This window comes from Micromonospora sp. HM5-17 (assembly GCF_003762835.1).
Taxonomy (GTDB): domain Bacteria; phylum Actinomycetota; class Actinomycetes; order Mycobacteriales; family Micromonosporaceae; genus Plantactinospora.
Genome location: NZ_RJWA01000006.1, coordinates 255,271 through 276,461, shown reverse-complemented (window position 1 = coordinate 276,461; position 21,191 = coordinate 255,271). Strand labels below are relative to the sequence as shown.

The 21,191-nt window shown below is 73.3% G+C and carries 18 protein-coding genes; 13 read left to right on the top strand and 5 right to left on the bottom strand.

The window, feature by feature from the left end; genetic code table 11:
* The first annotated feature begins 63 nt into the window (after positions 1–63).
* Positions 64–1,362, top strand: a complete 1,299-nt coding sequence (locus EF879_RS19070) for an NAD(P)/FAD-dependent oxidoreductase (RefSeq protein ID WP_123560484.1) — start codon at positions 64–66, stop codon at positions 1,360–1,362.
* Between the two features lie 34 nt (positions 1,363–1,396).
* On the opposite strand, the gene EF879_RS19065 is transcribed toward EF879_RS19070, so the two are convergent.
* On the bottom strand, positions 1,397–2,377 hold the full coding sequence (locus tag EF879_RS19065) for a DUF2267 domain-containing protein (RefSeq protein WP_123560482.1): 981 nt from the start codon (positions 2,375–2,377) through the stop codon (positions 1,397–1,399).
* Positions 2,378–2,669: 292 nt separating this feature from the next.
* On the opposite strand from EF879_RS19065, the gene EF879_RS19060 reads away from it, so the two are divergent.
* Positions 2,670–2,990: a hypothetical protein gene (locus EF879_RS19060; RefSeq protein WP_233604572.1), complete on the top strand. Its 321-nt coding sequence runs from the start codon at positions 2,670–2,672 to the stop codon at positions 2,988–2,990.
* Positions 2,991–3,100: 110 nt separating this feature from the next.
* Here the strand turns inward: EF879_RS19060 and EF879_RS19055 are convergent, their stop codons facing one another.
* The gene (locus EF879_RS19055; protein WP_123560480.1) at positions 3,101–3,949 is read right to left on the bottom strand and encodes an aldo/keto reductase; all 849 of its coding nucleotides are present in this window, start codon (positions 3,947–3,949) and stop codon (positions 3,101–3,103) included.
* 193 nt (positions 3,950–4,142) lie between these two features.
* A complete protein-coding gene (locus tag EF879_RS19050) occupies positions 4,143–5,033 on the bottom strand; it encodes a hypothetical protein (RefSeq protein WP_123560478.1) in 891 nt (296 codons plus the stop codon).
* A gap of 377 nt (positions 5,034–5,410) precedes the next feature.
* Here EF879_RS19050 and EF879_RS19045 point away from each other — a divergent pair, with 377 nt between their 5' ends.
* Entirely contained in the window at positions 5,411–6,361 is a 951-nt protein-coding gene (locus tag EF879_RS19045; protein ID WP_233604571.1) for an endonuclease/exonuclease/phosphatase family protein, read from the top strand.
* Positions 6,362–6,402: 41 nt separating this feature from the next.
* Here the strand turns inward: EF879_RS19045 and EF879_RS19040 are convergent, their stop codons facing one another.
* Positions 6,403–6,825 (bottom strand): OsmC family protein, encoded by a 423-nt coding sequence (locus EF879_RS19040; protein WP_123560474.1) that lies wholly within the window; start codon positions 6,823–6,825, stop codon positions 6,403–6,405.
* A 334-nt stretch (positions 6,826–7,159) separates the two neighbouring features.
* On the opposite strand from EF879_RS19040, the gene kdpF reads away from it, so the two are divergent.
* The 7 genes from kdpF to EF879_RS18995 all read left to right on the top strand — a co-directional run bounded on the left by kdpF (position 7,160) and on the right by EF879_RS18995 (position 16,524).
* On the top strand, positions 7,160–7,249 hold the full coding sequence (gene kdpF, locus EF879_RS19030) for a K(+)-transporting ATPase subunit F (RefSeq protein ID WP_123560470.1): 90 nt from the start codon (positions 7,160–7,162) through the stop codon (positions 7,247–7,249).
* Positions 7,250–8,905: a potassium-transporting ATPase subunit KdpA gene (gene kdpA / locus EF879_RS19025; protein ID WP_123560468.1), complete on the top strand. Its 1,656-nt coding sequence runs from the start codon at positions 7,250–7,252 to the stop codon at positions 8,903–8,905.
* 27 nt (positions 8,906–8,932) lie between these two features.
* Positions 8,933–11,137 (top strand): potassium-transporting ATPase subunit KdpB, encoded by a 2,205-nt coding sequence (gene kdpB, locus EF879_RS19020; RefSeq protein ID WP_123560466.1) that lies wholly within the window; start codon positions 8,933–8,935, stop codon positions 11,135–11,137.
* Positions 11,137–12,018 (top strand): potassium-transporting ATPase subunit C, encoded by an 882-nt coding sequence (locus EF879_RS19015; protein ID WP_123560464.1) that lies wholly within the window; start codon positions 11,137–11,139, stop codon positions 12,016–12,018. The genes kdpB and EF879_RS19015 overlap by 1 nt, the downstream gene beginning before the upstream one ends.
* A gap of 41 nt (positions 12,019–12,059) precedes the next feature.
* Positions 12,060–14,612, top strand: a complete 2,553-nt coding sequence (locus EF879_RS19010; RefSeq protein ID WP_123560462.1) for a DUF4118 domain-containing protein — start codon at positions 12,060–12,062, stop codon at positions 14,610–14,612.
* Positions 14,609–15,289 carry a response regulator gene (locus EF879_RS19005; RefSeq protein ID WP_123560460.1) on the top strand — a complete coding sequence of 227 codons (681 nt, stop codon included), beginning with the start codon at positions 14,609–14,611 and terminating at the stop codon, positions 15,287–15,289. The genes EF879_RS19010 and EF879_RS19005 overlap by 4 nt, the downstream gene beginning before the upstream one ends.
* A 545-nt stretch (positions 15,290–15,834) precedes the next feature.
* Positions 15,835–16,524, top strand: a complete 690-nt coding sequence (locus tag EF879_RS18995; protein WP_123560456.1) for a helix-turn-helix domain-containing protein — start codon at positions 15,835–15,837, stop codon at positions 16,522–16,524.
* 51 nt (positions 16,525–16,575) lie between these two features.
* Here EF879_RS18995 and EF879_RS18990 read toward each other — a convergent pair whose 3' ends face one another.
* Complete coding sequence (locus EF879_RS18990; protein ID WP_123560454.1) at positions 16,576–16,983, bottom strand: VOC family protein; 408 nt, start codon at positions 16,981–16,983, stop codon at positions 16,576–16,578.
* Positions 16,984–17,265: 282 nt separating this feature from the next.
* On the opposite strand from EF879_RS18990, the gene EF879_RS27725 reads away from it, so the two are divergent.
* The 3 genes from EF879_RS27725 (at position 17,266) to EF879_RS18980 (ending at position 21,127) form a co-directional block, all read left to right on the top strand.
* Entirely contained in the window at positions 17,266–17,418 is a 153-nt protein-coding gene (locus tag EF879_RS27725; RefSeq protein WP_199736501.1) for a hypothetical protein, read from the top strand.
* 18 nt (positions 17,419–17,436) lie between these two features.
* On the top strand, positions 17,437–18,894 hold the full coding sequence (locus EF879_RS18985; protein ID WP_123560766.1) for a class I SAM-dependent methyltransferase: 1,458 nt from the start codon (positions 17,437–17,439) through the stop codon (positions 18,892–18,894).
* A gap of 142 nt (positions 18,895–19,036) precedes the next feature.
* Complete coding sequence (locus EF879_RS18980) at positions 19,037–21,127, top strand: sulfatase-like hydrolase/transferase (protein WP_123560764.1); 2,091 nt, start codon at positions 19,037–19,039, stop codon at positions 21,125–21,127.
* Positions 21,128–21,191: the final 64 nt, after the last annotated feature.

Below are 21,191 nucleotides of genomic sequence, written 5' to 3'. Positions count from 1 at the left end.
CCGTTCTCCCTGGTCACGGCCAACCCGAGGTTTGCGCGGCTTCTGACCGGGAACGGCGGGGACATGACGAAACCGCGCGTTGTCATCGTCGGGGCCGGGTTCGCCGGCTACCACGCGGCGAAGAGCCTGTCTCGACTCGCCCGTGGTCAGGCCGAGGTCGTGCTGCTGAACCCGACCGACTTCTTTCTCTACCTACCACTGCTGCCCGAGGTCGCCGCCGGCATCCTGGAACCCAGTCGGGTCTCGATCTCGCTCGCCGGCACCCTGCCCGGGGTCCGGGTCGTCATCGGCGAGGCGAACCACGTCGACCTGCGGGCCCGGCGGGTCGACTACACCGGGGCCGAGGGCGACCCCGGCGCGCTCTCCTACGACCGGCTGATCATCGCCGTCGGCAGTGTCAACAAGCTGCTGCCGATCCCCGGGGTCACCGAGCACGCGCACGGGTTCCGCGGCCTGCCCGAGGCGGTGTACCTGCACGATCACATCGTCTGCCAGATCGAGCTCGCCGCGGCGACCGAGGACCGCGCGGAGCGGGAGGCACGGACGACCTTCGTCGTCGTCGGCGCCGGCTACACCGGCACCGAGGTCGCCGCGCACGGCCAGCTCTTCACCGACGCGCTCGCCGCGCAGCATCCCCGGCTCGACCTGCGCCCGCGCTGGCTGCTCCTCGACGTGGCGAGCCGGGTGCTGCCGGAACTCGACCAGCGGATGTCGGAGACGGCCCGCCGGGTGCTGGACAGTCGGGGCGTCGACGTGCGGATGGGCTGCACGGTCCAGGAGGCGACCGCCGAGGCGGTCCGGCTCAGCGACGGCTCCTCCGTCCCGACCCGCTCGCTGATCTGGTGCGTCGGGGTCCGGCCCGACCCATTGGTGGCCGACCTCGGACTGCCGACCGAGAAGGGACGGCTGGTCGTCGACGAGTTCCTCAACGTGCCCGGCTTCCCGGAGATCTTCGCCTGCGGGGATGCCGCCGCCGTACCCGACCTGACCCGGCCGGGCCAGCTGACCGCGATGACCGCGCAGCACGCGGAGCGGCAGGGCAGGCTCGCCGCGCACAACGTCGCCGCCTCGTACGGCCAGGGCAGGCGCCGGCCGTACCGGCATCACGACCTCGGCTTCGTCGTCGACCTGGGTGGCACCGACGCCGCCGCCAACCCGCTGCACGTCCCGCTCTCCGGGCTGGCGGCGAAGGCGGTCACCCGGGGATACCACCTCTTCGCGATGCCGGGCAACCGGGCCCGGGTGAGTGCGGACTGGCTGCTCGACGCGGCGCTGACCCGGCAGGCGGTCCAGCTCGGGCTGGTGCCGGCACACGCCGTACCGCTGGAGAGCGCCGCCCCGGAGCTGCCGGCCCGCCGTTAGCCGCCCTGCGGCCCGGCAGCGTCGCGCGCGCCGGTCAGGGGCTGGCCAGACCGGCGGCGACCTCGTCGATCGCGTCGTCGATCTGATGGGCCAGGTTGATGTCGAGCGCGCTCACCCCGGCCAATCCCCGGCTCCGGACCGTGATCACGGCGACGGTTGGTGACTGTCGGCCGACACTGGGTCCCCGGCCGGTCTCCGGCCGCAGTCGGGCCAGCCGGCCCAACACCCGGTCGAGGTTCTCGGCCGGCAGTTCGATGCTGCGGCTCAGCCGGTTGCGGTCGCCGGACCAGTACGGCAGCCGGGCCAGCGCGTCCCGCAGTTCGTCCTCGGTGAGCGCGGCCGTGGCGCCGCTCGGGTCGACCAGGCCCCCGCCGGCCCCCGACGGCCCGAGCAGGTCACGGAGGTCGTCCGGCAGGTCGAGCGACGCGATGAGCCCCCGGTCCTGCTCGGCGAGGGCGCTCAGCGTCGCCTGGGCCTGGTAGCGTGCCTGCTCCGGCGTGCGCCGGGTGAGCCGGGCGACCTCGTCGAGGAAGCCGGCCAGGTCCCGCCGCCGGTCGCCAGACTCCAGCGCCTCCTCGTCGCAGAGCTGCCCCGGCACGGCGTCGAGCAGCCGTTGCCGGTCGGCGACGTCCAGCGCGCGGGCCAGGACGGTGACGGTCGCCTCGGCCGCCGCGCGGGCCTGCGCGAAGTCGACACCGGCGCGGCGCCCGACGTCGGACACCAGCTCGCGGTACGGGATGACCCCGACCCTGGCCCCGCCGGGTGGTGGCGCGTCGGGCAGCGGCATCGGTCGCTCCGCCGCGACCGGTGCCGGCGTGCCCGGGCCGCCGCGTTCGGTGCTCGGTTTGCGGCTGCCGGCTGGCGGCGGACCACTGCGCCTGCCCCTGTCCAGGCTCTCGATCTGCTTGTCCGCGCCGAGGGTGGCCCCGACCTCGCTCGGGCGCCGGCCCCGCTGGCGGGCCTGTCGGGCCAACCTTCGACGCCGTTGGTTGTCACCCTCCATCTGCTTCCCCATGACCTCGCCTCGCTCCCGTCTCGGCGGCATCGCCACCGGGCCGCACCGGCCCGCGCCCGCGTGCGGCGGGCGCCCGGCCACGCGCTCCCGGAGGCCGGCGGCCTCACCACCGATCGCCTTCCCGGCGTCGGCGTCGGCGAAACGCCGCCGCGGCGCCCCGCGAGCCGGACGGCGCCGACGCGGTGCGGTACCGGCTGGCGGCGCTCATCTCGGCGGGGTGAGGAGGACTCACCCCGATTCCGCCCACCATCGGGACAGCGCGTGGCCGCGTCGCACCGGAGGGAAGGCCGTCATGAAGCGGATCGTCGAGATCGTCCCCGCCCGTCCCGGCTGGTACGCGCGCTGGCGCGTCGATCCGGAGACCACCCGGTCGTATCCGGTCTCGGTCTGGGCCCTGATCGAGGAGACCGACCAGGGGAGCCGGGAGGTCGTCGGAGTCGACCTCGTCGGTCAGTGGCCGGGCGCGGACGAGAACGAGTCCGGCGGGGACTTCGTGCGGTACATCTTCCAGCCCCCCGAGAACGGTGAGCCCGAGGACGCTGTCCGGCCCGAGGAGGTCGGCGGGGAGGCGACGAAGCGACCGGCCCGGCTGGAGCCGACGCCGGGGGCCTGACGCCGGTCGCCGGGTGGCGGCGAGCCGTCCGGCCGCGCCCGACGGGCCGGAGCGGTTCCGGTGGTCGCGGTCGTTCGACGGCGGAGACGGCGAAGAGGTCGCGCCGGGGGTCAGGGCAGCTCCAGCGGCCGTAGCCCATCCGGCGGCGGGAAGGCCGCGTCGAGGTCGGCGAGGTCCTCCTCGGTGAGGTCCAGGTCGACCGCCGCCCGGTTCTCCCGGATCCGGTCCGGGGTACGCGCCCTGGTCACCGCGCAGACCCCGGGCTGACGCAACAGCCAGGCGAGTCCGACCTGCCCGGGGGTGGCGCCATGCCGCCGTGCGACGCGGGCCAGCGTGGGGTGGCCGAGCATCCGGCCGCGCGCGAGTGGCGAGTACGCCATGACCGGCAGCCCGGCCGCCCGGCAGCGGGGGAGCAGGTCCCACTCGATCCCGCGCCGGGTCAGGTTGTACGGGATCTGGTCCGTTTCCACCGCCGTACCGCCGGGGATGGCGGCGAGCTCGACCACGTCCGGGACGTCGAAGTTGCTCACCCCCCAGTGCCGGATGAGTCCCTGTGTCATCAGCGTGGTGAACGCCTCGACGGTCTCGGGCAGCGGCGCCCCGTCCCGTTGGTGCAGGAGGTAGAGGTCGATCCGGTCGGTGCCGAGGCGCTCCAGGCTGCGCTCGCAGGCGGTGAGGGTCCCGTTCGCGGTCGCGTGCTCCGCGGAGACCTTGCTGACCAGGAAGATGTCGTCGCGGCGGTCGGCGAGCGCCTCCCGGACCAGCTCCTCTGCGCCGCCGTCGGCGTACATCTCGGCGGTGTCGACCAGGGTGAGGCCGACGTCGACACCGGTCCGCAGCGCGGCGATCTCGTCGTCCCGTCGCCGCGGGTCCTCCGCCATGCCCCGGGTGCCCTGTCCCAGCGCCGGCAGTTCCTCACCGGACGGGAGGGTCACGGTGGGGATCCTCCGCACCGTCATGGCCGTCTGTCCTCTTCCCTGGCTGGCTTCTCCGGGACGCCTTCCCGCCGTTCTCGCCCGGCAAACCGCTGCCACCGCCACGGCTGCCATCGCCCCCGCGCCGCGCCGGCCGGGCGCTTCCGGTGCGGAAGGCCGGTCAGGGAGACGTCGGACCGACCGGGGCCGGGCCGGAGGAAGGCCGGACCGTCGCCGGTCACACGAGCGCGTCGACGACCGTGGTGGCTCGCGCCTCGTGCTGGGCGTAGGCGTCGGGGAAGGCGGAGACCTGGACGGCCTGGGCGGCGGCGGTCACGCTCATCTCCTCCCAGCCGGGGATCGCGAGCAGCGCGGTGAAAAACTGCTCGGCGGCGTACGCCGGACGCATCAGGTCCGCCACCGTGCCCCAGCCGGAGCTGGGCCGCTGCTGGAACAGGCCCACCGAATCGTGGTCGTAGCCGACGCCCTGGTTCGGGTAGTTGAGCGACTCGGGCACCCCGGCGTTGGCCAGGTTGGAGAGGTTGCTCTCCTGCATCGCCGTGGCGATGGCGACGATGAGGCCCCGGCGGGGGACCTTGAGCTTCAACCCGACCTGGACGATCGTGCGTGCGTTGTCCATCTGGGCCTGGGTGAGCCCCGCGACCGGGCTCGGTCGGGTCGACCGCTTCGCCCGGGTGACCTGTGTCCGCGCCGTGGAGACCCGGGCGGTCGGCTGGGTGGGGGACGGAGTGGCGGTCACCGTCGGCGTCGGGGCCGGCGGCGGGGTCGGGACCCGGCTCCGCTCGCTGCGGGCGGCCGGCGCGTTCTCGAGCCGTGCCTCCCGCTCGGCGAGGAGGCTGCCGGCCGGGCCCGGGCGGGTCGGTCCGGTGTCGGCGCGCGCGCCGAGGTAGGCCGCCGTGCCGAGGCAGCAGGTGAGCACGGCGGCGGACCCGAACCGTACCGGGCGGGAGGCGAGCAGCGCCCGGACCCGCCCCCAGGTCCGGCCTGGCTGGCGCGGGATCTCCCGCCGGTGGTGGCCTACCCGCCGGTCACCCGAGGGGGCCTCCGCCGAACGGCTATCCCCGACGTCGTTGTGCAGTGCGTGATCAGCATGTTCCCTGTGCGGCACGCGCCGAGGCTAGGGAACGGCCGTGCAGATGTGACCCGCCGAACCCGTGGCGTATACCACAGTTTTTGCGAGTCAACCGGGCAAACGACGAAATTCATGTCGGGCTATGTCGAGACCCGGTACGGAAGATATATCCGAATCGCCCGGATGGGCGTCGCGCCCAGGCATGGAACGGCGCCGCCCCGTGCGGCAGAACCTGAGATCACCAGGCTCGGGTGTCCGACTCACCCTGCGATCGGGTGAACGGCGGATGACGGTGGTACGACGAACGGACCAACTCGCCCGTCCCGGGCCGGCCATCGCGGACCGCCTCCCGAGCCTGGGAGAGCCGCCGGTCGCCCGGCGCCCGCCGATCCCGCCCCGGTACGATGCGCGTGGTGGCCGGGGACAGGATCAAGCCGTTCGGGGGCGGGGCGACGGGGCCGGGTCGGCGTCGTCGGGGGGTCCTGATCCTGGTCGCGACGGCGATGGTGACCGCACTTCTGCTCGGTCACCGGCTGATCCCCAACGTTCGCGGGCTGGGTAGCCTGATCGACACCGGCGCACCGTTCCTCGGCCTCGGGGTGCCGGTGCTCGCCCTCGCCGCCGCGCTGCGCCGGTCACGGCTCGCCCTCGCGGCCGTCGCCATCCCGGCGGTGACCTGGATCGTGCTCTTCGGTACGGCCTGGCTGCCGAGCGGTGGTGGTGGGCCGGCCCGGCTGCGGGTGGCGAGCCAGAACCTGCGGGCGGGCAATCCCGACCCGGCCGGCACGGTCGCCCCGCTCGCCGCCGGCGGCGCCGACCTCATCGCGCTGCAGGAGGTGACCGCCGAGGCCCGTGTCGCGGTGGCCGCCGCGCTGCGGGACCGCTACCCGTACCAGGCCTCGGTCTCCACCGTCGGGCTGTGGAGCAGGTTCCCGATTCGCGACGAGACCGGCGTCGACACCGGGCTGGCCTGGACCCGTGCCCTGCGGGCGGTGGTGGCCGCCCCCGGTGGCGACGTCGCGGTCTACGTGGTGCACCTCGGTTCCGCCCGGGCCGGAGACACCGGCACCCGGGACCGGACGGTGCACGCCCTCGCCGCCCGCCTACGGGCGGACCAGGCCGCACGCCTCGTCGTGCTCGGCGACCTCAACACCGCCACCACCGACCGGGTGATCGAGCCGCTGACCGAGCTGCTGCACGACGCACAGGCCGACGCCGGCCGCGGGCCGGGCTTCACCTGGCCCGCCCCGCTGCCGCTCATCCGCCCCGACCACGTGCTGTACCGGGGGCTCACCGCCGTCTCCGCCGAGGTCGTCCGGACCTCGGCCAGCGACCACCGGGCGGTCACCGCCGGGTTCGGCTGAGCCGGGACCGGAGCGGCGGACGGACCGGAGAGCCGGCCCGCTCACCGCCCCCGCGGTTCCGCCGGTCCGACCGTCAGGGTGTGCCGCCCTCCCTCGCTGGAGAACGGCCACAGCCGGTCGGCGTCGCGGGCCAGGTCCGTCAACTGGTCCCGGTTCAGTCCCGCCGAGGCGATGCTCGCCCGGACGTCGGCGCGGTAGCGGCCGTCGGCGTCCCGGGCCAGCCGCGCCTGGGCGCGGACCTGGACGGTGTGCGACTCGTCGGTGATTCCGGTCGCCGCCTCGACCGCCGCGTGGTGCAGGCAGGAGGCGAACGCCGCCGCGAGCAGCTGTTCGGGAGCCAGCCCGGTGCAGTGCGGCGCGAGGGGCGAGGCCAGCGTGGTGGCGAGCTGGCCGTCGTCGGTCCGGAGCTGCCCTCCCTCCGCCGTGGCTGTGGCCTCGTGCACCCAGGACTCGGACTCCGGCATCGCGCACCTCCCCGTACGGCTCCAGACCCGGCTACCCCTCCCGGACCACCCTGTAACCCACGCGGTTCGCGGTGCGCAACAGAATTGTCCGGATCATCCGATCGGCGTCGCGCGGGTGCGTCAAGCCGTCGTCAAGGTGTGAGCCGGGCTCGTATCGACCTCGTCATCACGCCCGCGGTCGACAGCTACGGCAGGTTGAATGGCTCGGGCTGGCCCGTCGGGGCCACCCCGGCCTGAATCATGGAAGGAACGTCGTGATCGACGTCGTGTTCGTGCTGCTGACCGTGGCGCTGTTCGCGGCACTCGCCCTGCTCGTGCGGGCGGTGGAGCGGCTGTGAGCATCGTCAATCTTATCGGCCTGATCGTGTCGGCCGCGCTCGCGGTCTTCCTCGTGGTCGCCCTGCTGTTCCCGGAGCGCTTCTAGATGAGTACGACGACAGCGGGCGTCCTCTTCGTCGCCGTGCTGGTCGCGGCCCTCGTCGCCGTCTATCGGCCGTTCGGCGACTACATGTACCGGGTGGTGACCGGCACCCGACACTCCCGAATCGAGCGGGTCATCTACCGGTTGGTCGGGGTCAACCCCGCGGGGGAGCAGTCGTGGGCGGTCTACGCCCGGGGCGTGCTGGCATTCTCGGCCGTCTCGATCCTGTTCCTGTACCTGTTCATGCGGGTCCAGGACACGCTCTGGCTCTCCCTCGGGTTCGACCCCGTGATCCCGCACGGCGCCTGGAACACGGCGGTCAGTTTCGTCACGAACACCAACTGGCAGTGGTACTCGGGTGAGTCGACCATGGGTCACCTGGTGCAGATGGCCGGCCTGGCGGTGCAGAACTTCCTTTCCGCGGCGGTCGGCATCGCGGTGGCCATCGCGCTGGTCCGCGGCTTCGCCCGGCACAGGACCGAGCACCTGGGCAACTTCTGGGTCGACCTGACCCGGATCACCCTGCGCATCCTGCTGCCGATCTGCGTGGTCGGCACCATCGTCCTGATCATCGGCGGGGCGGTACAGAACCTCTCCGGCGGAACGGACGTCACCACCCTCACCGGGGGGACCCAGACGATCACCGGTGGGCCGGTGGCCAGCCAGGAGGTGATCAAGGACCTTGGCACCAACGGTGGTGGCTTCTACAACGTCAACAGCGCCCACCCGTTCGAGAACCCGACGGCCTGGACCAACTGGCTCGAGATCTTCCTGATCCTGCTGATCCCGTTCACCCTGCCCCGGGTCTTCGGCCGGATGGTCGGGCAGAACCGGCAGGGCTACGCGATCGTGGCGGCGATGGGGATCCTGGCGATCGCCAGCGTCACCCTGACCAACGTCCTCGAGTTGGTCGGCGACGGCACCGTGCCGCACGCCGTCGGAGCGGCTCTGGAGGGCAAGGACGTCCGGTTCGGAGTGTCGAACTCGGCCACCTTCGCCGCGTCCACCACGCTGACCTCGACCGGTTCGGTGAACTCGTTCCACGACTCGTACACCGCGCTGGGCGGCATGATGCCGATCATCAACATGATGCTCGGCGAGGTGGCCCCGGGCGGCGTCGGTGCCGGCCTCTACGGCATGCTGATCTTGGCGGTCATCACCGTCTTCGTCGCGGGCCTGATGGTCGGCCGTACGCCGGAGTACCTGGGCAAGAAGATCGGCGCTCGCGAGATCAAGTTCGCGTCGCTGTACTTCCTGATCACCCCGATCCTGGTCCTGTCGGGTACGGCGGCGGCGTTCGCCACCGGGAACAACTCGACCGCGCTCAACGTCGGCCCGCACGGGCTCTCCGAGGTGCTGTACGCGTTCACCTCGGCCAGCAACAACAACGGCTCCGCGTTCGCCGGAATCACCGTCAACACGCCCTGGTGGAATACCGCTACCGGGTTGTGCATGCTGCTGGGCCGGTTCCTGCCGATCATCTTCGTGCTTGGCCTGGCCGGCTCCCTGGCCCGGCAGCGCGCCGTACCCGCCTCCGCGGGCACGCTCCCGACCCACAAGCCGCTCTTCGTCGGCATGGTGGTCGGTGTGACCGTGATCCTGGTGGCCCTGACCTTCCTGCCCGCGCTCGCGCTCGGCCCGCTGGCCGAGGGGCTGTGACCCATGTTCATGGTGAGGAAAGGGAAAATGACCATCGCTCCGCTGGCGCCTGCCCCCTCCGGGGGCCGCCCCCCCGGTCCGAGCGGATCCTCGGGGAGGGTCGGCGGTGGGCTGCTGGATCCCGCGCAGCTGCTCCGTTCGTTGCCCGACGCGCTGCGCAAACTCAATCCGGCGACGATGTGGCGCAACCCCGTCATGCTGGTCGTCGAGGTCGGCGCCGTCTTTACCACGGTGCTGGCGATTGCCGACCCGACCGTCTTCGCCTGGGCGATCACCGTCTGGCTGTGGCTGACCGTGGTCTTCGCCAACCTGGCCGAGGCGGTCGCCGAGGGCCGGGGTAAGGCTCAGGCCGCGACGCTGCGCCAGGCCCGGAAGGACATCGTCGCCACCCGGTTGACCGGCTGGTCGCCGGGGGCCCGGGCCGCCGCGTACCAGAGCGAGTCGGTCGCCGCTGCCGACCTGCGGCTGGGCGACATCGTCGTGGTCGAGGCCGGGCAGTTCATCCCCGGTGACGGCGACGTGGTGGAGGGGATCGCCAGCGTCGACGAGTCTGCGATCACCGGTGAGTCCGCGCCGGTGATCCGGGAGTCCGGCGGTGACCGTAGTGCGGTCACCGGCGGCACGAAGGTGCTCTCCGACCGGATCGTCGTCCGGATCACCCAGAAGCCGGGGGAGAGCTTCATCGACCGGATGATCTCCCTGGTCGAGGGGGCGAACCGGCAGAAGACGCCGAACGAGATCGCACTGAACATCCTGCTCGCCGCACTGACCATCATCTTCCTGCTGGCCGTGGTCACGTTGCAGCCGCTGGCGATCTTCTCGAAGGAGTTCCAGGCGGCGGCGCCCGACACGGCGGGGATCGACGTCAACGGCGTCACCGGCATCGTGCTCGTCTCGCTCCTGGTCTGCCTGATCCCGACCACCATCGGCGCACTGCTCTCGGCGATCGGTATCGCCGGGATGGACCGCCTGGTCCAGCGCAATGTGTTGGCGATGAGCGGCCGGGCGGTCGAGGCGGCCGGTGACGTGAACACGCTGCTGCTCGACAAGACCGGCACGATCACGCTGGGCAATCGGCAGGCCGCGGAGTTCGTTCCGGTGGACGGGGTGACCGCGGCGGAGGTGGCCGATGCCGGGCAGCTCTCCAGCCTGGCCGACGAGACCCCGGAGGGGCGCTCGATCGTGGTACTGGCGAGGAACGCGTACGGCCTGCGCGAGCGGGAGCCTGGCCTGATGCCGCACGCCACCTTCGTGCCGTTCACCGCGCAGACCCGGATGAGCGGAATCGACCTGACCCCGGACAGCACGGTGGACGGTGGCGCCAGCGGTCCGGGTCGCCAGATCCGTAAGGGCGCCGCTGCGGCGGTGATGAAGTGGGTCCGGGAGCACGGCGGTCACCCGACCGAGCAGGTCGGGGACATTGTCGACGGGATCAGCGGCGGCGGTGGTACGCCGCTGGTGGTGGCCGAGCACGTCGAGGGCCAACCTGCCCGGGTGCTGGGGGTGATTCACCTCAAGGATGTGGTCAAGAGCGGGATGCGGGAGCGGTTCGACGAGATGCGTCGGATGGGCATCCGGACCGTCATGATCACCGGTGACAACCCGCGGACGGCCAAGGCGATCGCGGACGAGGCCGGGGTCGACGACGTTCTCGCCGAGGCGACGCCGGAGGACAAGCTGGCGCTGATCAAGCAGGAGCAGGACGGCGGCCGGCTGGTCGCGATGACCGGTGACGGCACGAACGACGCCCCGGCGCTGGCCCAGGCCGACGTCGGGGTGGCGATGAACACCGGCACCACGGCGGCCAAGGAAGCCGGCAACATGGTCGACCTCGACTCCGATCCGACCAAGCTGATCGAGATCGTCGAGATCGGCAAGCAGTTGCTGATCACCCGGGGCACCCTGACCACCTTCTCGATCGCCAACGACATCGCGAAGTACTTCGCCATCATCCCGGCGATCTTCGCCGGCATCTACCCGACGCTGGACACCCTCAACGTCATGCGGTTGTCCAGCCCGGAGTCGGCGATCCTGTCGGCGGTCATCTTCAACGCGCTCATCATCATCGGGCTGATCCCGCTCGCCCTGCGCGGTGTGCGCTACCGGCCGAGCAGCGCCTCCGCACTGCTGACCCGTAACCTGTGGGTCTACGGTCTCGGCGGCATCCTCACCCCGTTCATCGGGATCAAGGTCATCGACCTCGTCATCCAGTTCATCCCGGGGATCTCGTGATGCGTCTACCAACCTGGCTCACCCAACACCTGGCGGCGCTCCGCGTGCTGCTGGTCTTCACCGTGCTGCTCGGCCTGGCCTATCCACTGGCCATGGTCGGGGTGGCGCGGCTGCCGGGCCTGAACGGCCGGGCCGAGGGATCGCTCGTCGAGGGCGCCGACGGCCGCGTGGTCGGCAGTCGGCTGATCGGGCAGCTCTTCACCGACGCCGACGGCAACCCAATACCGGCGTACTTCCAGAGCCGGCCGTCCGCGGCCGGCGACGGGTACGATCCGACGAGCACCGCCGCCAGCAACCTCGGCCCGGAGAGCGTGCTGGACACCCTCGCCACCAACCCCGACGACGCGACGCGGAGCCTGCTCACCCAGGTCTGTTCGCGGAGCAAGGCGGTCGGCGACCTGGAGGGCGTCGACGGTCGCCGACCGTTCTGCACCCCCGACGGGGTCGGTGCGGTCCTGGCGGTCTTCCACCGCGACGGGCTGACCGGCCCGGTCACCCGCGCGGTCAGCGTCAACCAGGCATGCCCGGCCACCCCCTTCATCACCGATTACCAGGGGGTGACGGTCGAGTGCGCCCAGCCCGGCCAGGACTATTCCGGCGGGGTGGTGACCCCGATCCGGGGCGACGCCCCGGCCGAACCGGTGGTGCCGGCCGACGCGGTCACCGCCAGTGGCAGCGGCCTCGACCCGCACATCAGCCCGACGTACGCCCGGCTCCAGGTGCCGCGGGTGGCCCGGGAGCGGGGCGTCGACCCCGCCGCCGTGCAGCGCCTCGTGAAGGAGCACACCACCGGACGCGCCCTCGGCTTCATGGGTGAGCCGGCGGTCAACGTCCTGGAACTCAACATCGCCCTGGACCGGCAGTTCCCGGTTCGTGGCTGAGCCGCGGTGGGCGGCCTCGGGAGAAGCGGCAGGATTGACACATGGCACGTGGCCAGCTGCGCATCTATCTCGGGGCCGCCCCCGGTGTCGGCAAGACGTACGCGATGTTGGAGGAGGCGCACCGGCGGGCCGAGCGCGGCACGGACGTGGCGATCGGGTTCGTCGAGACCCACGGCCGCAAGCACACCGCGGCGATGCTCGGCGACCTGGAGATCATCCCGCGCCGTACGGTCCGCTACCGCGGCGCCGAGTTCACCGAGATGGACCTCGACGCGGTGCTGGCCCGGCGTCCCGAGGTCGCCGTGGTCGACGAACTGGCCCACACCAACGTGCCCGGCTCCCGCCATCCGAAGCGGTGGCAGGACGTCCAGGAACTGCTCGATGCCGGCATCGACGTCCTGTCGACCGTCAACATCCAGCACCTGGAGTCGCTCAACGACGTCGTCCGCCAGATCACCCGGGTGCCGCAGCGGGAGACCGTCCCGGACGAGATCGTCCGCCGTGCGGAGCAGGTCGAGCTGGTCGACATGACACCGGAGGCGCTGCGCCGCCGGATGGCCCACGGCAACATCTACCCGCCGGACAAGATCGACGCGGCCCTGGGCAACTACTTCCGGGTCGGCAACCTGACCGCGCTGCGGGAACTGGCCCTGCTCTGGCTCGCCGACAAGGTCGACGACCAGCTCGACCGCTACCGGACGGAGCACCGGATCGGCGAGACCTGGGAGGCGCGGGAGCGGGTGGTGGTGGCGCTCACCGGCGGCCCCGAGGGGGAGACGCTGATCCGGCGGGCCGCCCGGATCGCCGCCCGGACGAAAGGTGCCGACCTGCTCGCCGTGCACGTGGCGCGCAGCGACGGGCTGGTTGGCACCGACCCGGCCGCGCTCGCCATGCAGCGTGTCCTGGTCGAGAGCCTCGGCGGGACGTATCACCAGGTGATGGGGACGGACGTGCCGGCGGCGCTGCTGGACTTCGCCCGCGGCGTCAACGCCACCCAGATCGTCCTCGGCGCCAGCCGGCGGGGCCGGATCGCCCAGATCCTGTCCCGGGGCGTCGGGGTCACCACCGTGGCGCTGTCCGGCCCGATCGACGTACATCTGGTGACGCACGAGCAGGTGGGGCGCGGGCGGCGGCCGCCGGGCGTGCTCAGCGTGCTGTCCCAGTGGCGCCGGCTGGCCGGGTTCGGCCTGGCGCTGCTCGGGCTGCCGCTGCTGACGTACGCCCTGCGGTTGTTCGCCGACGACCTGTCCCTCGCCAGCGACCTGCTGCTGTTCCTGGTCGCCGTGATCGGGGTGGCCCTGGTCGGCGGGCTGTGGCCGGCGCTGCTCGCCGCGGCCGGGGCGTCGGTCCTGCTGAACTTCTACTTCACGCCGCCGCTCGACACGCTCGACATCTCCGGCCGGGAGAACCTGCTCGCCCTGGTGGTCTTCTTCGTGGTCGCCGTGGCCGTGAGCGGGGTCGTCGACACCGCTGCCCGGCGCAGCCGTGAGGCCGCCCGGGCCAGCGCGGACGCCCAGACCCTCGCGGTGGTGGCCGGCAGCGTGCTGCGAGGCGCCCGTCCGCTGGAGGCGCTGCTGGAGCGGCTGCGCGAGACGTTCGGGCTCCGCGCCGTCAGCCTGCTCGAACGGGTCCCGGACGCGCCACCCGGGCCTGACCTGCCCCGCGACCCGTCGGCGTGGCGGGTCGCGGCGAGCGTCGGGGCGGAGCCCTGCGGCACCCCCGCCGGCGGCGAGGTCGAGGTCCGGGCCGACGACACCCTGTCCCTGGTGCTCTGCGGGCGCGTCCTGGACGCCGCTGACCGGCGAATCGTGGAGGCGTTCGCCGCACAGGCCGCCCTCGCCCTGCGCCAGGAGCGGCTGGCGCAGGAGGCGGCGACGGCCCGCCCGCTGGCCGAGGCGGACCGGATGCGGACCGCGCTGCTCGCCGCGGTCAGCCACGACCTGCGTACGCCGCTCGCCTCGGCCAAGGCGGCGGTGACCAGCCTGCGCAGCGCCGAGGTCGAGTTCGAGACGGCGGACCGGGACGAGTTGCTGGCCACCGCGGACGAGTCGCTGGACCGGCTCGGCCAGCTGGTGGCCAACCTGCTGGACATGAGCCGGTTGCAGGCCGGGGTCCTCGGGCTGTCGGTGGTGCCGGTCGGTCTGGAGGAGGTGGTGCCGAAGGCCCTGGACGAACTCGGCGAGGTCGCGCGGTCGGTTCGGGTGAGCCTGCCGGCGCGGTTGCCGGCGGTCCGGGCTGACCCCGGACTGCTGGAACGGGTGGTGGTCAACCTCGTCGCCAACGCCGTGCGGTTCTCCCCGCCGGAGAAGCCTCCGCTGGTTACCGGGAGCGAGTATGGTGGCCAGGTGGAGCTGCGGGTCATCGACCAGGGACCGGGCATCCCCGAGGAGGAGTGGCCCAAAGTCTTCCTCCCCTTCCAGCGGCTCGGCGACCGGACCAACCATGCCGGGGTCGGGCTCGGGCTGGCGCTGTCCCGGGGGCTCGCCGAGGCGATGCGGGGCTCGCTGGTGCCGGAGGAGACGCCCGGCGGGGGACTGACCATGGTGTTGAGCCTGCCGGCAGCGGACGAGACGGACGGAGGGGGCGGCGGATGACCCGGGTACTGGTGGTGGACGACGAACCACAGATCCTGCGGGCCCTCGGCATCAACCTGCGGGCGCGGCGGTACGAGGTCGCGCTGGCCGGCGACGGCGGGGCGGCGCTGCGGATGGCGGCGAGCCACCGGCCGGATCTGGTGGTGCTGGACCTCGGCCTGCCAGACATGGACGGCGTGGAGGTGATCCAGGGCCTGCGCGGATGGACGAACGTGCCGATCATCGTGCTTTCCGGCCGGGCCGGCAGCCAGGACAAGGTCGAGGCGCTCGACGCGGGCGCGGACGACTACGTGACCAAGCCGTTTGGAATCGACGAGTTGCTCGCCCGGGTCCGGGCGGTGACCCGGCGCGCCGCCGGGGTCGGGGAGGAGGCGCCGGTGGTGCGGATCGGCCGGCACAGCGTGGACCTCGCCGCGCACGCGGTCCGGACCGACGACGGCGGCGACGTCCGGTTGACGCCGACCGAGTGGCACCTGCTGAAGATCCTGGTCCGCAATCCGGGCCGGCTGGTCAGTCAGCGCCAGCTGCTGCACGACGTGTGGGGCCCGCAGTACCAGTCGGAGACGAACTACCTGCGCCAGTACCTCGCGCAGCTGCGCCGCAAGCTGGAGGACGATCCTGCCCGGCCCCGGCACCTGCTCACCGAGCCGGGCATGGGCTACCGGTTCCAGCCCTGACCGGCGTACGGACGGCTGCCCGCCTTGGCGGCTGCCGGCTTCAGCGCACCGCCCCGTACCGGAGTCAGGACTGAAACTCAAGTAAGTCCTTGACTATCTCAAGTAAGTCCTTGACTATCGGGCGTGCCGGGCAGGCCCCTGGGGTCAAGCACATGCTCAACCAAACGGCCGAGCCCGACCCGTCTTCGCCGCGCTGGCGGACCTCGGTCGCCGGGTGCTGCTGGAGCGTCTGAGCCGCGGTCCGGCGTCGGTGAGCGGACTCGCCCGCCCGATGCCGATGTCGCTCTCCGCCGTGCTCCAGCACCTCGACGGTCGCGACCACCCCAGGCCGCGGGAGCACGGGACCCGGGAACTCCTGGCGAACCTCGACGCGGACGTACGTGCCGGGACCGAAGCGTCCGGGGGCGGGAGAGATGTCCTGATGTCCCCGCCCGCAGCTGGACCGGTCCGGCCGGCGTACCACCGACCGGGCCCGCGTGGCGGCTCGGACACACCGCCGGCCCCGACCCACGAGGCGTACCGGTTCGGGTGGCAGGCTCGGAACCATGTATCAGGAGCGGAGGTCCCGGCTGGCCGGTGCCACGGTCTGGACGGCCGTCCGCGGCCCGGACGCCGCTCCGAGCCGGGTCCTTCCGGACGGCTGTATGGACCTGATCTGGTCGAGCCGAAACGGGCTGCTGGCGGCCGGACCGGACACGGTGGCGCACCTGGCGGGCGGGCCGGGCACCGAGCGGTACGTCGGGTTGCGGCTGCCGCCCGGCACCGGGCCGGCGGTCTTCGGGCCGCCCGCGTACGAGCTGCGGGATCAGCGGGTCCCCCTCGACCGGCTCTGGCCCGCCCCCCTGGTGACCGAGCTGACCGAGCGGGTGGCCCGGGCGGCGGCGCCGGACCGGGTGCTGGAGGCGGTGGCGGCGGCCCGGCTGGCGGCCCGGGGCGGCCCCGACCCGCTCGCGGCGGTGGTGGTCGCCGATCTCGCCGCCGGCCGGGACGTCGCCACCACCGCCGAGGCGCTCGGGCTCGGCACCCGGCAACTCCACCGGCGCAGCCTGATGCTCTTCGGTTACGGACCCAAGACGCTGGCCCGGATCCTGCGGATGCGTCGGGCCCTGGCCCTGGCCCGCGCCGGTACGCCCGCCGCCGAGGTCGCCGCGCGGACCGGCTACGCCGACCAGGCCCACCTGTCCCGTGAGGTGCGCAGCCTGGCCGGTGTGCCGTTGCGCCGGCTGGTGGGTTAGCGACCCGGCCGGCAGGTGGTCGGCCCGCCCGGCCGGCGGCGGGTGCCGCGGCTAGCTGGTCGGGGCCGTTGGCAACGGCGCGAAGAGGTCCACGGCATTGCCGTCCGGGTCCAGCACGGTCGCGTACCGCTGACCCCACGCCGCATCCCACGGCGGCAGGTGTTCGGGATAGCCGGCGGCGGTCAGCTCCGCGTAGGTGGCGTCCACCGCGGCCGGGTCGGCGCAGCGGAAGGCGAGGCTGATTCGGTGGGAGCCGGCCGGTGCGGTCCAGCCGGGATCGAACGACCGGACCACCTCGACGGTGTCCCAGGCGAGCCGGAGCCTGCCCGGCAGTGTCACCTCGACGTGCGGTTCGGTCTCGGCTCCGGCGGGGATGTCGATGCCCAAACGGCGGTAGAACGCCAGAGAACGGGCCATGTCAGCCACAACAAGGCCAAACAGGTCTAATCTCGGTGTCATCGTCCCAGCGTAGGAAGCGGGGCGGGCCGTCGTCTTGAACGAATCGGACGTCCCGATCGGCCGGTGCGGTGAGCCGGGCGACCGCGGCGGTCCAGGCCGGTACCGAGCCGGTGGGCGTGCCGCTCCCGGCGGTCGGCCGAGCGCCGCGCGGGTCCGGACCGGTCGGCCTCCCGGCGGTCGGGGGCGGCGCGCGGGTCCGGGCGTGTACGGTGTCCCGGCGCCGGACGCGATGTCGAGGGGACCCTCCCGGCACGGGGGCAGAGAGAAGGGAGGTGGCCGGAGATGGACGTTCGGGCCTACCTGGACGCGGGTTCCGGCAGTCTCATCGTGCAGGCCGTGGTCGGCGGGGCCGCCGGCGTGGCGGTTGCGGCCCGACTCTACTGGCGCCGGTTGACCGGTCGATTCCGCAGGCGGCCCTCGGGCGAGCGGGACTGAGGACGGTCTGTCGTGCTGATGCCACCCTCCGTCCCGACCGCCGTATCCGGTCGCGGCCTGGCAGCCGACCCCGGCTCCTTCCGCGACCCCACCACCCGGGTCTTCCACGCGGACGGGCAGGTCCTGCGGGGACTCGACCCGCGGGCCGCCGCCGACTGGCGGGCGCTCGCCGCGACCGAGTTCTTTTCCCGGCTGCTCGCCGAGGGCAAGGTCTGCGGCACCGAGATCGTCGACCCGGAATCGGTGCCCGCGGGTACGGCCGGCCGGTGGGCGGCCCTGCTCCGGCACGAACGCATTCCCTTCGTGTCGTACCCGTACGAGTGGTCCTTCGCCATGCTGCGCGACGCGGCCCTGCTGCACCTGGAGCTCCTCCAGGCGGCGGTGCCGGCGGGCTTCACCACCAAGGACGGCTCGGCGTACAACCTGCAGTGGCGGGGGAGCGAACCGGTCTTCATCGACGTCGGCTCGTTCGAGCCGGCCCGCGAGGGCGAGCCGTGGGCGGGCTACCGGCAGTTCTGCCAGACCCTGCTTTACCCGCTCCTGGTGCAGGCTCACCTCGGGCTGGACTTCCAGCCCTGGCTGCGGTCCCGGATCGACGGGCTGGAGCCGGGACAGATGCGTCGGCTCTTCGGCGGCATCCGGCGGTTCCGCACCGGGGTGCTCACGCACGTCCACCTGCACGACTCGTTGCAGGTCCGGTACGCCGACGCCGGCACCGGAGCGGTCCGTGCCCAGTTACGGGACGCCGGCTTCTCCCGCGACCTGGTGCTGGCCATGCTCCGAGGCCTCGACAGGCTGGTCCGCCGGCTCGACTGGCGGCCCCCGCCCAGCCACTGGATCGAGTACCGGGACACGTGCGGGTACACCCCCGCCGACCGGGCGGCCAAGGAGCGGTTCGTCGGCGCGGCGCTCGCCGAGGCGGGGCGGCCGAACCTGGTACTGGACCTCGGGGCGAACGACGGGACGTACGCGCGGATCGCGGCCCGACACGCCGGGTACGTCGTGGCGGTCGAGGGGGACCCGGCGGTCGCCGACCAGCTCTACCGCCGGCTGCGTGCCGAGGGCGAGCGGCGGATCCTGCCCCTGGTGATGGATCTCGCCGACCCCTCGCCCGGGGGCGGGTGGCGCGGTGTCGAGCGCGGCTCCTTCGCCGCCCGGGCGCAGGCCGACGCGGTGCTCGCCCTCGCGGTGCTCCACCACCTCGCGATCGGCCGGAACGTGCCGTTGCCCGAGGTCCTCGACTGGCTGCTGGGGTTTCTCGGCGCGGCCGGACCGGTCGGGCGGCTCGTGGTCGAGTTCGTCCACCCCGACGACCCGATGACGGTCCGGCTGCTCGCCAACAAGCCGGCGGGGCTCTTCCCCGACTACCGGCGGGACGAGTTCGAGCGGCTGCTCGGCGAGCGGTGCCGGATCCTCCGGCGGCTCCCGTTGCCGTCGGGGACCCGGACCCTCTATCTCGGGGTGCCGCGTGGCTGACCGGGACCGTCCGGCCGACCCGGCCGGCCGCAGATCCGGCCCGGGCGAGCCACTCGGGCCGCTGTCGGCGGGAGAGCGCGTCGGGCCGGCCTCGGCGGGGGAGCCGGACGACCCGGGGGAGCCCGGCGCGGCGGATCGGGGTGTGCCGAGGCCCGGCGCGGCGGAACGGACGGGCGGGCGTGGCCGGGCGGAGCTGTGGGCGCTGGCGGAGATCCTGGCGCTCTGCGGGCTCGTCATCACCCAACCGCTGCTCGACATCACCGGCCGGAGCCCCGACTTCTTCCTCTTTCACGACGCCGACACCGCGGACATCCTGCTGCTGGTCGCGATCGTCGCGCTCGGTCCGCCGGTGCTGCTCTGGGGCGCCGGAGCGTTGGTTGGCGCGCTGGTCGGCGCGCTGATCGGCCGGTTCGCCGGCACCGGGCGGGGCCGGGGCGCCCGCCCGGCGGCGCAGACCGCCACCGTGGGTCTGCTGCTGGCGCTCCTCGCGGTGCAGGCGGGCAAGTACCTGTCCGGGGTGCGGGGCTGGCCGTTACTGGCCCTGGCGGCGGTGGCGGGCGCCGGCGGGGCGTACGCGTACCACCGCTGGCGGGTCGCCGGCCAGCTGCTCCGGGTCGCCGCGGCCGGGCCGCTGGTCTTCGTGCTGCTCTTCGTCTTCGCGTCACCCGCCTCCGCCGTCGTCCTGCCCGCCGACCGGGCGGGCGGCGTGGGCCGCTCCGCCGGTGCGGCACATCCACCCGTGGTGATGCTGGTCCTCGACGAGTTTCCGCTGGTCTCCCTGCTCGACGCGCGCGGCGCCATCGACGCCCGCCGGTTTCCCCACTTCGCCCGCCTCGCCGGGGAGTCGACCTGGTACCGGAACGCGACCGCGGTCAGCGGCTTCACCCCGTACGCGCTGCCCGCGATGGTGACCGGGCGGTATCCGGCCCGGCCGGACGCGCCCCACTACACCCGGTACCCCGACAACCTCTTCACCGCGTTCGGCGGGGTGTACCGGATCGAGGCGGAGGAGAGCATCAGCCAGCTCTGCCCGCCGAGTCGGTGTCCCGAGCGGAAGCAGCCGGGCCGGGGCGGGCTGCCGGCCCTGCTGCGGGAGAGCGCCGCGCTGCTCGGGCAGCTCGTCTCTCCCCGCGAGTCCGGGCGGCGCGACCCGGAGGAGTCGTACCGGGAACCCACCCGCCGGGAGGCCGGCGAAGCGGCGGCGCCGGCGGCGCCGACGAATCCCCGGTTTCGCTGGGGCGCCCTGGACGCCAACCAGCCGGCCCGGTTCGCCGACTTCCTCGCCACGCTCCGCCCGACCGCCCGGCCGACCCTGCACTTCCTGCACCTGCTTCTGCCGCACTCGCCCTGGAACTACCTACCGTCCGGCGTCCGCTACGAGGCGCCGCCCGGCATGCCGAACGACGGCGCGGGCTGGGTGGAGCTGGCCTACCAGCGCCACCTGCTCCAGGTGGAGTACACCGACCGGCTGCTCGGCGAGACGCTGCGGCGGCTGGAGGCGACCGGCCTGTACGACCGGGCCCTGGTCGTGCTCACCGCCGACCACGGGGTGAGCTTCACCCCGGGGGTGCAGGGGCGCGGCATCGACGCGATCCGGCGGGCCCCGGGCGAGATGCTCTGGGTGCCGCTGTTCATCAAGCGCCCGGGGCAGCGGAGCGGTGTCGTCGACGATCGCGCCTGGGAACACGTCGACCTGCTGCCCACCGTCGCCGACCTGGCCGGGATCGAGCTGCCGTGGTCCGTCGACGGCGTCTCCGCGGTGCGGACCCGCCGGCCGGACGGGGACCGGCAGTTCCACGAGCGGCCGGGGGAGCCGCTCCGGATCTCCGGCGCCACCTTCGCCGACGTTGTCAGCGGCCGGGCCCGCCCGGCCCTGCCGGAACCGCCGGGGGCGGACCTGGTCGGCCGGCCGGTCGCCGACCTGCCCGTGGGGCCGCCCGCCGGGCCGGTGACGGTGGGCAACCGGGCCGACTTCGCGCAGCTCGACCAGGACGGCGGGCGGCTGCCGGCGTTGGTGTACGGCAACGTGCCGGCGAGCGTACCGGACGGGACGCTGCTCGCGGTGGCGGTGAACGGGCGGATCGGCGCGGTGACCCCGGTGCTCCGCCCGGATCCGCGGGGGCGCCGCTTCGCCGCCCTGCTGCCGGACGATTCGCTGTTCGTCCCGGGCCGCAACCGGTTGGAGATCTTCCAGGTCGCCGACGGGCCGGTGCTGCGCCCCCTGCAGGGCTGACCCGGAACCCTGCTGACCCGCGGCCTCGCCCACCAAGCTCGCCAGGGACCGGACCGCGCCGGCT